Raw genomic sequence first — 14,111 nt, forward strand, 5'->3', positions numbered from 1 at the left:
TCTTATGAGAGTAATAATCAGGAGGGTATTGCAGTGAGAGAGAGAATATTAAAAGCATTAGATAAGAATAGTAAAGTTTCTCTAAGCGATTTGTCAAAGATGTTAGATATAGCAGAAGACATATTAGCAGAAGAGATAAGGAAGATGGAGGAGGAATCTATTATTTGCGGATATCCAACTCTTATCAACTGGGATAAAACAGACTGCGAAAAGGTAACAGCCTGGATTGAAGTTAAAGTGTCCCCTCAGAGAGGTCAGGGTTTTGACCGGATAGCAGAAAGAATCTATAAGTTTGAAGAAGTGGAAAGTGTGTACCTGATGTCAGGAACCTTTGATTTAGCTGTGCTGATTGTGGGTAAGACAATGAGAGAGGTTGCTAATTTTGTATCAAGTAAACTGGCACCAATGGATTCGGTATTAAGTACATCTACAAATTTTGTATTAAAGAAATACAAAGAACATGGGATGGAACTTGTGAATGAACAAAATGTAGATGAAAGGATGTTGTATACGCCATGAGAGACCCTTTATCAAAAAAAATTACGGAAATACAGCCATCTGGAATTAGAAAATTCTTTGACATTGTGAGCGATATGAAAGATGCCATATCATTGGGCGTTGGTGAACCGGATTTTGACACACCATGGCATATTCGGGAAGAAGGAATTTATTCTCTTGAAAAGGGAAGAACGATATATACATCTAATTCGGGATTAAAGGAACTGAGAAAAGAAGTATGTAATTATTTACATAGACGGTTTCAGCTGAATTATGAATATGAAAGCGAGATAATGATTACTGTAGGTGGAAGCGAAGCAATTGATGTTGCATTCCGTGCAATGCTTGATCCAGGTGATGAGGTGCTGATTCCACAGCCGTCTTATGTATCTTATGTGCCATGTGCTTTGTTGGCGAATGGTACACCTGTTATTATTAATCTTTTAGAAAAAGATGAATTTAGATTGACAAAACAACAAATATTAGATCATATAACAGATAAAACTAAATTATTGGTACTGCCTTTCCCTAACAACCCAACAGGTTCTATTATGACATATGAGGATCTTAAAGAAATTGTGGATGTTATTATCGAGAAGGATTTATATGTTATTTCAGATGAAATTTATTCAGAATTAACTTATGGAAGAGAACACGTATCGATTGCTTCTTTCCCTGGAATGAGAGAGAGAACAGTTGTAATTAACGGATTTTCTAAGTCATATGCCATGACAGGATGGAGATTAGGATATGCAGCAGGCCCAGCTAAAATCATTAAGCAAATGCTGAAAATTCATCAGTTTGCTATTATGTGTGCACCGACAACCAGCCAGTATGCAGCAATTGAAGCGTTGAAAAACGGAGATTCTGATGTAGCTATGATGCGGGAGTCTTATGATGAAAGAAGGAGATTTTTAGTAAAAGCATTAAGAGAAATAGGCATGGACTGCTTTGAACCTTTTGGGGCATTTTATGTATTTCCGAGTATAAAAAAGTTTGGTATGACCTCAGATGATTTTGCTAATAAGCTGCTACAGGATGAAAAGCTTGCAGTTGTTCCAGGAACAGCATTTGGAGACGGAGGCGAAGGTTTTTTACGTATTTCATATGCCTATTCTATTGAAAGCCTGAAAATAGCATTGGGCAGACTGGAGAACTTTATTAACAAGTTATAATAGCAAAGGAGGAACGAGATGGCTGATTTGAATGCAAATCATGTAAATCCATTTTTAATTGCAGCAACAAAGATTTTGAAGGAGACATGTCTGATAGAGACTAAAATTGGTAAGCCAAGCGTTAAGCCTATGGTTAGTACTCATGATATGTATATTATTATGATAGGAATTACCGGGGAGATGAGCGGTCAGGCTATGATTGCTTTTGAATATTCTATAGCATGTGATATTGCTTCAAAAATGTGTATGATGCCAATAGAAAAAATGGATGAATTGTCAAATAGTGCTATTTGCGAGTTGGGGAATATGATAATGGGGAATGCCGCTACTGTTTTTTCTACCAAAGGAATAGGTATTGATATTACACCGCCAACTCTATGTACAGGCAGCATCTCGATTTCCTCTTCTTTTACTACTAATATATGTATTCCTATTATTTATGAGGATAATAAGATAATTGAAGTACATGTTGCAGTGAAGGATAATCATTAAAGGTTGTCTTGGGCAATTTATGGGAGGAAAGAAGTGATATGATTAATATAGTTTTATTAGAGCCTGAAATTCCTGCCAATACAGGGAATATTGGCAGGAGCTGCGTAGCAGCAGGAGCCAGACTGCATTTGATTGAACCTATGGGATTTCGTATAAATGAAAAGGAAGTGAAGAGAGCCGGTTTAGACTATTGGGACAGGCTGGATGTAACTATTTATGATTCTTACCACGATTTTTTAGAAAAGAATAAACATCCGAAAATATTTATGGCAACAACTAAGGCAAAGAACGTATATACCCAGGTGAATCTGGAGCCAGACTGCTATATTATGTTTGGAAAGGAAAGTGCAGGAATACCAGAAGAAATTCTTGTGGAGCATCCTGACACCTGTATCCGTATTCCTATGATAGGAGAAATCCGGTCATTAAATTTGGGGAATTCAGTAGCCATTGTATTATATGAAGCATTGCGCCAGAATAATTTCTCAAATATGAACTTAGAAGGAAATCTGCACCGTTTGTCATGGTAAACGGTGCAGATTACTAGTCCATGTCCTCTTGATATATAGGGAGAGAGAAAATGAATTCTGTGCCTACCCCCTCTGTGCTGGCAACAGTAATATTTTCCCCATGTGCATTTATTATTTCCCGCACAATGGATAAACCCAGGCCAGTTCCCTTTTTATCTTTTCCTCTTGAATTATCTGTCTTATAAAAACGATCCCAGATTTTTAAAATAGAATCTTTTGGTATTCCAATCCCCCGATCCCGAATAGAAACATAAATTTTTTCATTTTTTTCTGTAGTAGAAATGTGGATCGTAGAGTTGCTGTGACTAAATTTAATTGCATTATCCAAAAGGTTATACAAAACCTGTTGGATCTTTCCAATATCCCCATTAACAAGGTTTTCTTGTCCGTAAAACGTCAGTTCTAATGTAATTTTTTTCTTAGTGCAAATGCCTTCAAAGCTTGCAGATGTATTTTTTATCACTGTATGAATATCAAAAGGGGCTATTTCTAAAAAAGCACCATTGTATTTTATATTGTTTAACGTAAGCAGGTTGGAAGTCAGCTTAGTTAATCGGTCTGTTTCAAATGAAATGATTTCCAGATATTTATTTTGAGCTTCTGTTGGAATGGTTCCATCTAATATTGCCTCTGCATACCCTTTAATTGAAGTCAAGGGAGAACGGAAATCGTGGGAAACATTCGCTACAAATTTTTTCTGGTATTCATCTAACTCCTTTAACTCACTTGCCATATAGTTTATAGCGGCCGCCAACTGATAAAATTCATCTGTTCCCTTCAAATTCAACTTATAAGAAAAGTTACCATTTGTATATTCTTTAATCCCAGTCTTAATTTTTTGGATTGGACGAATGGTAATAAAATAAACGTAAGCAAAAATTAAAATAAGTACAAAATTAAATAGTATCAGACTAATATTAGTAAAGTCAGAGTAATTAATAGTTGAGGTGTCGATACTCTCCATGGATATATGCATTACGATGTAACCTCGAACCTGAAGATTGCTGGTTACAGCATATACGACACTTAGCATTGGTTCTGAAAAAGCACCATTAAGAGTATTATTTACAACATAATTATTTGACAAAAAATTAGGATCAATATCATTTACATTACTAAACCAGATGTTATCTGTGTTTCCCCGGGTATCTGCCACAATGGTACCATTCTCCTTAACAATCCAAATCCGGGTGCTTAAAAAGGTATCAATGGTAGAAAGCTGTGTTTTCAAATCATCCAGAGATAATTTGTTGCAATAATATTTTGCCATATATTCAGAGGATATGAGGTGAGCCTCTTTATATAATACAGATTTCTTTTCACAAATAAGCTGATGCTTTATTCTGTTTACACAGTAGGTATTTAGAAATACAAACATGGTTACAGCAATTAACACATAGCAAATGGTCAATTTTACCAATAATGTGCGTTTCATTATTTTTTTACCTCAAATTTATAACCAATACCCCATACCGTTGCTAAGCTCCATGACTGATGGTCCTTTATTTTTTCCCTAAGTCTTTTAATATGAACATCAACCGTTCTGGTATCTCCAATATATTCGTATCCCCAGATGTGATCTAATAGCTGTTCTCTGGTAAATACCTGATTAGGATGTGAAGCTAAAAAGTAAAATAATTCCAATTCCTTTGGAGGCATTTCAATGGTTTCGCCATAATAAAGGACGGAATAATTGGTCTGATTAATAAGTAAGTCAGGATATTTTACATAATCACCTGTCTGCTCGGATATTTGCGGCAGGGAAGTTGGCTTTGGCTGAAATCTGCGAAGAACAGCCTTGACCCTTGCCACCAGTTCTTTTGAATCAAATGGCTTAATCATATAGTCGTCTGCTCCAAGTTCCAGACCAAGCACCTTATCAAATACTTCCCCTTTGGCTGACAGCATTATGATAGGAGTGGAGGAAATCTTACGAATTTCCCTGCAAACCTCGTAACCATCTATTCCTGGCAGCATTAGGTCAAGAAGTATCAGGTTTGGTTCATAAGTGGAAAATGCAGTTAAGGCTTCTTCTCCATCATTTACAATCCGGGTATCAAAGCATTCTTTTGTTAAATAGAGCGAGATTAATTCTGCTATATTATTATCATCATCTACAATTAATATTTTTTGTTTTACAGCCATATAGACCTCCTGTTATACCTGTTTCTAGCACATATGCTATTTAAACTCAACAATGGTGACACCGTGATCTCCTTCTCCAAAGCTTCCAATTCGAAAGTTTTTTACATATTTTACTTTCTTTAAATGCTGATGAACTGCATTTCTTAAAGCACCTGTGCCACGGCCATGAATAATAGTTACTTGAGGAAGATGGGATAAATAAGCATCATCCAGATATTTATCAACTTCATAAAGAGCTTCATCTACTGTTTTGCCAATAATATTTAGTTCAGGGCTAATGGAAGCGGTTTTGGACATTTTAATCTTACCACTGCCGGATTTGTGTCTGGCTGGTGATGGAGATGCCGGTTCTTCTATTAATTCTATGTCGGTAATTTTAATTAAGGAACGTAAAATGCCCATTTGTACATATAGATCGCCTTTTGCATTAGGCAGGCTGCTTACAGTGCCGTTCAGATTCAGGCTGAGAACATGAACAGAATCCCCTATTTTGAAATCTTCTGGGCGGTTGGATTTTTTCTTCTGAACCGTTGATTTTGATAAATGGTTTTTTGTTTTATCCAAATGGCCTCGCAGTGCAGCCCTTTCTTCTTCCATGTCCTTCTGAACATTGCCTTCTTTCATCCACTTATTGTACTTACGAATGGATTCATCTGCAAAATCCTTTGCATCTTGTAAAATCTGGTGAGCTTTTTCGTTGGCTTCTCGTATGATACGTTCTTTTGCAGCATCTATTTTTTCACTTTTTTGTGTCAGCTGATTTCTCAGCTGTTGAATTTCTTCCTTATATTGTTTAATCTCAGATTGCTCTTTTTGAATCGTAATGCGGCTTCGTTCTAAGTCTGCAATAACATCTTCAAAGCTGGTGTTTTCGGTATCAATTCTTGACTTTGCATCTTCAATAATAAAGTCAGGAAGCCCTAGCTTTCCGGAAATAGCAAAGGCATTACTTTTTCCAGGAATACCAATGAGCAGCTTGTAGGTTGGACGAAGTGTTTCAACATCAAATTCACAACAGGCATTTTCCACGCCATCGGTAGAAAGTGCAAAAATTTTAAGTTCGCTGTAGTGGGTAGTAGCCATTGTGCGGATGTTCTGATTGTGTAGGTGGGATAAAATAGCCATAGCTAGTGCAGCGCCTTCAACTGGATCGGTACCAGCACCAAGTTCATCGAACAAACAGAGTGATTTGTCTGTAGCTTGCTTTAAAATGGAAACCGTATTGGTCATATGGGAGGAAAACGTACTTAAATTCTGTTCAATACTTTGCTCATCTCCGATATCAGCAAATACATCTTCAAAAACAGCAAGAGAGGAATTGTCAAAAGCAGGGATATGAAGGCCGGCCTGTCCCATTAAGGTAAACAATCCAACTGTTTTTAGAGAAACGGTTTTACCACCAGTATTGGGACCTGTAACGATAAGCAGATTAAAATCTTTTCCCAGGCGAATGTCAATAGGCACTACAGATTTCGGATCAATCAGTGGATGACGACCTTTTTTTATGTTAATCATGCCATCTTCATTAAAAATTGGTGCACTGGCTTTCATCTGACGGGAAAGTCCTGCCTTTGCAAAAATGAAATCCAGCTTCATAATCGTTTCAATATTTATTTTCAATTCTTCTGTATGCTCTGCAACAAGTTCACTTAATTCTGCTAAAATCCGCTCTATTTCTTCCTGCTCCTTCAAAGAAAGCTCCCGCAGTTCGTTATTCAGCTTTACAATTGCCATGGGCTCTATAAATAATGTGGAACCTGTAGAAGACTGATCGTGAACCATTCCTTTTACATGGCTTTTATATTCTGCCTTTACAGGAACACAATAACGGCCATTCCTCATGGTAATCAATGCATCCTGCAACATAGTACGAGTAGTAGAATTATTTATTATGGAATTTAACTGCTCATGAATTTTATCGTTGGTATTTTTAACTGTCCGGCGAATCTGGCGCAGGGTGGAACTGGCATCATCGCTGATTTCTTCAGGAGATAAAATACAGCGTTGAATCTCTTGGTTTACAGGAGAAAGCGGCTCCAAAATGGTAAAGTAAGGCGTCAGGGTATTCGTATCATCTGTGTTCTCTTGATTTTCCTGAAAATTGCCAACAGAAATAACTTCCTTTCTGACATAGCTTTTGGCCCGGAGAACTACATTTAAAAGCGAGCTGACAGAAAGCAATTCCTCAATACCTAAGGTAGAGCCGATTTCCAGACGCATAAGGGAAGAGCGAATATCCTTTGCGCCAGAAAAGGAAAGACTTCCCTTTTTCATCAGCATGGAAAGCGCATCTGAAGTTTCCCGCAGATTCTGCTGAATCTCAGGGAGAGAAGTACAGGGAGATAAGGATTTGCAAAGCTCTTTTCCCATTGAGGAGGTTGCCAGTGAAACAAATCTATCTACAATCTTATCAAATTCTAAAGTTTTTAAAACTTTCTGGTTCATATAGGTCATACCTTTCTATTACATACAATATTAATATATTCTAACCTATATTCTACCTTATTCTATTGTAAAATAAAATATAAAGTTGCAAATTTACTAAGAAGACTTTTAAAAGGTTTGTTAACATTTCATTCATATATTGTTCACAACTACGTGATAAAATTGAAATAGTATTTAAAGAACGTTTTTGGTAATTTTCATCATGTTAAAAGCTGGGTTAAAAGTTAAGGAGAAGGGTATGTCTACAGATAATAGACCAGATAGCAGCAGTGAAACAGGGGATTATTCTTTTATGCAGGAAAAGGTATTACCAAAGAAGAAACGGAGTCGGAAAAAAACAATAAAATCTTTGGCAAATACAGTCGTGTTAGCAGTAATTTTTGGGTTGATAAGTAGTTGTGTTTTTCATTTATCAAACCCTTATTTTGATGAACTTTTTGGAACAGACAGGGAACCCTTTGTGTTTCCCGAAACGTCTCCATCACCTGCAATTTCAGAGGAACCATCTACAGAACCATCCACAGAACCATCTATAGAACCGTCAAAACCGTCAGGGTTAGCCACAGAATCAGAGGATAATGAAGATACAGATGCTGTTATAACAGAGAGAGAGCATCTGGAGTTAGTGACCATAAAAGAATATAGAAAGCTGTATACGCTTCTGGCAGAGGTACATGAGAACTCCAAGAATTCGGTTGTTACAGTATCCAGTGTTACCGATGAAGTGGACTGGCTGAATAATCCATTTGAAAAGACAGATGCAAGTTATGGTGTTGTCATTGCGAATAATGAATCGGAACTGTTGATTATGGCAAGTAAGGATAAAATAGAAAATGCAAATCAGATTCGTGTAACTTTTCGTAATAATACTACTGTAGAAGCAGAATTATATGCATATGATTCTGATACGGGAATTGCAATGATTTCTATTCCATTGGAGAATATTCCGGAGGTAACATTAGATACTGTAGTAGTAGCTGCGTTAGGAGATTCTTATCAGCTTTCTGTAGGAACGCCAGTTCTGGCTCTGGGATGTCCCAATGGATATATGTATTCTATGATGATTGGATTTATTACAAATAAATGTACTGAGAAATATATTACGGACTATAAGCTGGATGTTTATAACACGGATATGGACGAGAATTCTTATGGGGAAGGAATTGTTGTAAATGTAGAAGGTGTCATTATGGGTGTGATTACTCATGATTATAAAGATGAGTATAATGCAGACAGCATGACAATTCTGGGGATTTCTAAGTTAAAGCCGATTATTGAGGATATGATAAATAAGAGACCACGTACATATGCTGGCATAGTGGTGAATGACATTACAGGAGAATATGCGAAGGCAATTAAGGTAGAATCGGGGGTCTATGTGGCGGAAGTACTGGCGGATTCTCCAGCACTGGAAGGTGGGCTGAAAAATGGTGACGTTATTACAGAAATAGATGATGTACCAATTGCATCGGCAATTGCTTACTCTAATATTTTGAGGAACCATGAACCAGGGGATAAGATTAAGGTGAAGGTAAAGAGAACTTCTAAAAAAGAAAAGCCAGAGGTTACTTTTACAATTGAGTTAGGAAAAAAGAGCAATAAAAAGTGAGAAACAAAATTTTAACTTTTCTATTGGCAGATGTTAATGTATAATAAAGAAAACGTATTTGTAATTAGAAAGGTTAGGAAGTTGAGTATGCATTATATTAACGAGTTACGTGAGGGAGATACCATAGCCGAAATATATTTATGTAAGAGTAAGCAGAATTTAAAGACAAAAGCGGGTAAAACCTATTTTTCAATGCTGTTACAAGATAAGACAGGTATTTTAGATGCTAAAATATGGGACTTGTCTAATGCCATAGAGAATTTTGAAGCAATGGATTTTATTCATGTGGAAGGCCAGCTTACGAGTTTTCAAGGATCTTTACAGTTAAATGTCAGAAGGGTGCGGATGGCACAAGAGGGAGAATATAATGCAGCTGATTATATGCCAGCATCTAAGAGAGATATTAATGAAATGTTTGGCGAAGTAATATCTTTTATTGATAGTCTTGAAAATCCTTATTTAAAAAAGCTGGCACAAAGTTTTTTTGTAGAGGATAAAGAATTTGTAAAACAGTTTCAAAGACATTCTGCTGCAAAAAGTGTGCATCACAGTTTTATGGGCGGTTTATTAGAACATACATTAGGCGTTATGAAGTTTTGTGACTTTATGGCAAGTAATTATCAAATGATTAACAGGGATATTTTATTGGTTGCGGCATTGTTTCATGACATTGGAAAACTGGAGGAAATCTCAGAATTCCCAGAGAATGATTATACCAATGACGGACAGCTGCTAGGTCATATTTATCTTGGTGCAGAGCTGCTTGCTCAGAGAATCAGAACCATACCTAATTTTCCAGCTAAGCTTTCTTCACAGCTTCGCCACTGTATTTTAGCCCATCATGGTGAGCTGGAGTATGGTTCACCCAAAAAGCCAGCAACCTTAGAGGCACTAGCATTAACCTTTGCTGACAATGCAGATGCAAAGCTAGAGACGATGATAGAAGCCATTGAAGCAGGCGACGAGAAAAATGAATGGGTTGGATACAATCGTTTTTTTGAAAGTAATATATGCAGAAGTGTTAAATAGCTTTGACGAATAAATAGATGGAAAGTGGAGCAGTTAGTAAAATGATTGGTTTGGAAAAAAATGATGAGATAGAAGTTACAATAGAAGATTTAGGTTCGGAGGGAGAAGGTATAGTCCATGTCAATGGCTATACCTTATTTGTAAAGGATGCCTTGCCTGGTGATACTGCCAAAATTAAAGTAATTAAGGCAAAAAAGAGTTATGGTTATGCACGTCTGATGGAGATTGTAAAGCCATCTGAGTACAGGGTAGAGCCAGTATGCACGGTTGCACGTCAATGTGGAGGCTGTCAAATCCAGCACCTGTCTTATGAACAGCAGCTGGTTTATAAGCAGAATAAGATTTTTAATTGTCTGGTCCGTCTTGGGAAATTTTCAGAGCAGCAGATTTCTAACATTATGGAACCAATTATCGGGATGGAACACCCATATCATTATCGGAATAAGGCGCAGTTTCCAGTAGGAAAAGATAAGGCGGGAAATCTGGTAATGGGATTTTATGCGGGCAGAACCCATACAATTATTGATACACCCGATTGCTGTATTCAGGCAGAGGTTAATAGTCAAATTCTTGGGATTATAAAGAAGTTTTTAGAGAAGTTCCGAATAGAGCCTTATGATGAAACGACTCATAAGGGGCTTATCCGTCATATCCTTACAAGGGTTGCTTATGTAACAGGGGAAATAATGGTTTGTCTAGTTTTAAATGGCACCCGTCTTCCTCACAGCCAGATACTGGTGGACATGTTGCAGGAAGTGAAGGGTATAGCAAGCATTTCTATTAATATAAATACAGATAAAACCAATGTAATTCTGGGGTCAAGGGTGGAACTGCTATGGGGCAAGCCTTTTATTGTGGATTATATTGGTGATATTAAGTATCAGATTTCACCGCTTTCTTTTTATCAGGTGAATCCTTTACAGACAAAAAGGCTGTATGAGACTGCGCTTGCTTATGCGGATTTGTCGGGAAATGAGGTTGTGTGGGATTTGTATTGTGGAATTGGCACGATTTCGCTTTTTCTGGCTCAGCGGGCAAGGCAGGTGTATGGAGTTGAGATTATTCCTGAGGCTATTGAGGATGCCAGGGAGAATGCTAGAATTAATGGCATTGAAAATGCGGAGTTTTTTGTTGGTGCTGCGGAGGAGGTACTTCCATTCCAGTACAAGGAGAGCAACGGAACCGTGGGGGCAGATGTAATAGTGGTAGATCCGCCCCGCAAGGGCTGTGATGAGGCGCTTTTGAAAACAATACTGGAAATGTCACCAAAACGAGTGGTGTATGTCAGTTGTGATCCGGCTACTCTGGCAAGGGATCTGCGATTTTTATGTGATGGGGGATATGAGCTTGCAAGGGTACGGGGCTGTGACATGTTTGGGCATAGCGGGCACGTGGAGACATGTGTTTTGATGTGTGCGTCCACCAAAAGGAATCAATCAGACGTTTGAAATAGCCCTTTGGTTGCCCAATTTTGCTGATGTGGATACAAAATATAAGCGGCTATCAAAGCTTGGTCTACAAATCTAATTGAAATCGGTAATACAAATAAAACATAAATTTCCAGTTACAAGGAGTGCAAATCGGAATTTGACGGAGTGTAAACGCAAAAAACGGCTGTTTTCTTTGCCCTCGTACAGCAGATTTTACAATTCGTTTATAGTATCAGTTACAGCCATACTTCTAATCCTTTTTGATGGAGCATATACCGCAAGAATAGTAGTGATTGTAACAACCACAAGAACAATAGCGATAGGTGCGGCAGGAATGTTCCAAACAGCATAGCTAAAATGTGTAGTAATAAGATTGTCATAGAGTAATTTACTAATGAATAGACCGATTAAAACACCGACAATACACCCAGATAGAGAGTAGGTAAATGCTTCAGCTGCTATCATTTTAGTAATTTGATGTTTATCCATACCAACCGCACGCATAGCGCCATACTGTTTTATTCTTGCCGATACACTCATTGATATGCTGTTCATGATATTTAAGATGGAAACCAATGTGATGATTATCAAGAAACCATAAACAAACAACATGAACGCAATGTAGGTACTTCTAGTGTGCTGCTCACGCATATCATGAAATGTGAAACTCTCGTCTAAAAGATTACTGATTTCTGTTACGTTTTCATTGGTTGCGTCTCTTGTAAGCTGAATTGAAACGAGGGAATAACTCGTTATTCCAGTCAAACGCACAAAGGTTTCACCAGAAGTAATCAGCGTTACTTTTCCATCGGTACTGCCATCATCATTAAACGGGTTGTATTTTAACAATCCTGAAATTTCCAGTTCTTCACTTCCGATTTGTATTTTATCTCCAACCTTTAATGGATTGTTTTCATCCCAAACAGCAAGTACATAACTGCTGTTTCCATATACCTTTTCAGTATGGCTACCATTTCTTAGCTGCTTATCTTTGGTAAGACAGTCTAAATCAAAATCATCATAGGAAATCATATCAATCGTGTCAGATTGAGAATGTATCTTTGCCAAAACATCAAGAACATCTCTACGCCCAAAGACCTGTTTTACACCTGCTACAGCTTTGATACTGATAAGCAATGAATCGTCTATTGAATTAGCCCCTTCGTTACTTGTAATATTGATATCAGCCGTATTAGAGGATTGAGGCATGATATAGCCAACAAACTGTATTAAAACTGAAAAACTCAAAAAAAGTATAATACTAAGGGCAAAAGAACTTGTCATCAATATAAAATTTTTTTTTGCTGATACTGCATGATGAATACCAAGAGAAATTTCAACTTGTCTAATATTTGTATTTACCCCATGTATTGTTTTAATATTTTCGGAATTACCCGATACAGCCGACATGGGGGATACCTTTGCCGCCCTTTTTGCAGGAGAACTGGCTGCAATAAGTACCGTAATAAGACCGACAATAACTCCACTAATAATACCGATCAAACTAACTCCCAAGAGGGGCATATCGGAAAATTCATCGCCTACAAAAAAGCGAAGTGCAGCACATAATTCCCATGTAATTATAATTCCCAATACAATACCTACCGGAATTGCGGTTTTGCACCAACTTAGTGCTTCCAGCCTTACAAAACGAATGATTTGCTGTTTGCTCATACCAATACAGCGCATCGTTCCGAAAAACTTTGTCCTTTGAGCAACATTAGTGTTTATACTGCTCGAAATCATCAATACACCTGCAAACAGTATCAGGACAAACAAAAACGCTGCGACCATATATAATGTTTGTGCCATTGTACTACTGCTCAAACTTTCCAAACTACCATGTTTGGAAAGCAGTCTTGTCTGTTCCATTCTAATTCCCATATCAGCCATACTGAAAACAGCAGTTACCATGAAAACAGCAGAAATAATGCAAAGAAGTGTCATACGGTTTTGCCGTCTATGCACCTTCGCTGAAATGGGAATAAGGCTAAGATAGCTTTTCATTCTTGACACCTCCCAAAATCGGTAAGTGTGCCGTCAGAAACTTGTAGTACTCTATCTGCGGTTTGTGCAATACTTCGACTGTGGCTAATCATAACAATGGTCTGCTCATACTTTTTTGCAGCTTCTTTCAGTAAAGCGATTACCTCGCTACTGTTTTGTGTGTCCAAATTGCCTGTTGGCTCGTCCGCAAGAATAAGCGATGGTCTTGTAATGAGCGCTCGCCCGATTGCCACACGCTGTTGTTGACCGCCAGATAATTGACTGGGTAAATGCCCCCGACGTTCTTTCAGATTAAGTACCGTCAATAATTCCTCAAGATACTTTTTGTCGGGCTTTTGATAGTCAAGGAGTACAGGGAATATAATATTTTGTTCAACATTCAATTCGGGTATCAGATTAAAGCTCTGAAAAATAAAGCCGATATTTCTGCGACGAAAAATCGTCAAGCGGGTGTCGTTCATTGCGAAAATATCCTTACCGTCAATCAATACCTTGCCAGAGGTGGGCGTATCAAGAGCACCGACCATATTCAGCAAAGTACTTTTGCCCGAGCCGGATTCGCCGACAATTGCGACAAATTCACCTTTTGGCACGGAGAAACTGACATTCTTTAGCGCATGTACGGCAGCTTCACCACTGCCGTAAGTTTTAGAAATGAATTGTACTTCCAATAAATTCATAGGTTATCTACCTCTTTCTGCTTTAATATTGAAAGGTTATCACAACAACCCTACTGCAATATTACACATAG

At 37.7% G+C, this 14,111-nt stretch carries 12 protein-coding genes; 7 read left to right on the plus strand and 5 right to left on the minus strand.

Going from position 1 to position 14,111, the window contains the following annotated elements; genetic code table 11:
* Positions 1–33 precede the first annotated feature (33 nt).
* From BM305_RS06275 to BM305_RS06290, 4 genes are read left to right on the plus strand one after another with little or no spacing between them, the layout of a single operon-like run.
* Positions 34–519, plus strand: a complete 486-nt coding sequence (locus tag BM305_RS06275; protein ID WP_092559849.1) for an Lrp/AsnC family transcriptional regulator — start codon at positions 34–36, stop codon at positions 517–519.
* The gene (locus BM305_RS06280; protein ID WP_092559850.1) at positions 516–1,673 is read left to right on the plus strand and encodes a pyridoxal phosphate-dependent aminotransferase; all 1,158 of its coding nucleotides are present in this window, start codon (positions 516–518) and stop codon (positions 1,671–1,673) included. The genes BM305_RS06275 and BM305_RS06280 overlap by 4 nt, the downstream gene beginning before the upstream one ends.
* Before the next feature lie 18 nt (positions 1,674–1,691).
* Positions 1,692–2,165, plus strand: coding sequence for a chemotaxis protein CheX (locus BM305_RS06285; protein ID WP_092559851.1), 474 nt, complete (start codon positions 1,692–1,694; stop codon positions 2,163–2,165).
* A gap of 38 nt (positions 2,166–2,203) precedes the next feature.
* Positions 2,204–2,695: a tRNA (cytidine(34)-2'-O)-methyltransferase gene (locus BM305_RS06290; RefSeq protein WP_092559852.1), complete on the plus strand. Its 492-nt coding sequence runs from the start codon at positions 2,204–2,206 to the stop codon at positions 2,693–2,695.
* 13 nt (positions 2,696–2,708) lie between these two features.
* On the opposite strand, the gene BM305_RS06295 is transcribed toward BM305_RS06290, so the two are convergent.
* From BM305_RS06295 to BM305_RS06305, 3 genes are read right to left on the minus strand one after another with little or no spacing between them, the layout of a single operon-like run.
* Entirely contained in the window at positions 2,709–4,130 is a 1,422-nt protein-coding gene (locus tag BM305_RS06295) for a sensor histidine kinase (protein WP_092559853.1), read from the minus strand.
* Positions 4,130–4,840: a response regulator transcription factor gene (locus BM305_RS06300; RefSeq protein WP_092559854.1), complete on the minus strand. Its 711-nt coding sequence runs from the start codon at positions 4,838–4,840 to the stop codon at positions 4,130–4,132. Before BM305_RS06300 ends, BM305_RS06295 begins: the two co-directional genes overlap by 1 nt.
* Positions 4,841–4,876: 36 nt before the next feature.
* Entirely contained in the window at positions 4,877–7,285 is a 2,409-nt protein-coding gene (locus BM305_RS06305; RefSeq protein WP_092559855.1) for an endonuclease MutS2, read from the minus strand.
* Between the two features lie 238 nt (positions 7,286–7,523).
* Between BM305_RS06305 and BM305_RS06310 the strand changes: the two genes are divergently transcribed.
* The 3 genes from BM305_RS06310 (at position 7,524) to rlmD (ending at position 11,371) form a co-directional block, all read left to right on the plus strand.
* The gene (locus BM305_RS06310) at positions 7,524–8,894 is read left to right on the plus strand and encodes a S1C family serine protease (protein WP_177214577.1); all 1,371 of its coding nucleotides are present in this window, start codon (positions 7,524–7,526) and stop codon (positions 8,892–8,894) included.
* Between the two features lie 87 nt (positions 8,895–8,981).
* Complete coding sequence (locus tag BM305_RS06315; protein ID WP_092559857.1) at positions 8,982–9,923, plus strand: 3'-5' exoribonuclease YhaM family protein; 942 nt, start codon at positions 8,982–8,984, stop codon at positions 9,921–9,923.
* Between the two features lie 41 nt (positions 9,924–9,964).
* The gene (gene rlmD, locus BM305_RS06320; RefSeq protein ID WP_242940476.1) at positions 9,965–11,371 is read left to right on the plus strand and encodes a 23S rRNA (uracil(1939)-C(5))-methyltransferase RlmD; all 1,407 of its coding nucleotides are present in this window, start codon (positions 9,965–9,967) and stop codon (positions 11,369–11,371) included.
* A gap of 195 nt (positions 11,372–11,566) precedes the next feature.
* Here the strand turns inward: rlmD and BM305_RS06330 are convergent, their stop codons facing one another.
* The gene (locus tag BM305_RS06330; RefSeq protein ID WP_092559858.1) at positions 11,567–13,360 is read right to left on the minus strand and encodes an ABC transporter permease; all 1,794 of its coding nucleotides are present in this window, start codon (positions 13,358–13,360) and stop codon (positions 11,567–11,569) included.
* Positions 13,357–14,040, minus strand: a complete 684-nt coding sequence (locus tag BM305_RS06335) for an ABC transporter ATP-binding protein (protein ID WP_092559859.1) — start codon at positions 14,038–14,040, stop codon at positions 13,357–13,359. Before BM305_RS06335 ends, BM305_RS06330 begins: the two co-directional genes overlap by 4 nt.
* Between the last annotated feature and the right edge of the window lie 71 nt (positions 14,041–14,111).

The sequence above is a fragment of the Anaeromicropila populeti genome (assembly GCF_900112775.1).
Taxonomy (GTDB): Bacteria; Bacillota; Clostridia; order Lachnospirales; family Lachnospiraceae; genus Anaeromicropila_A; species Anaeromicropila_A populeti.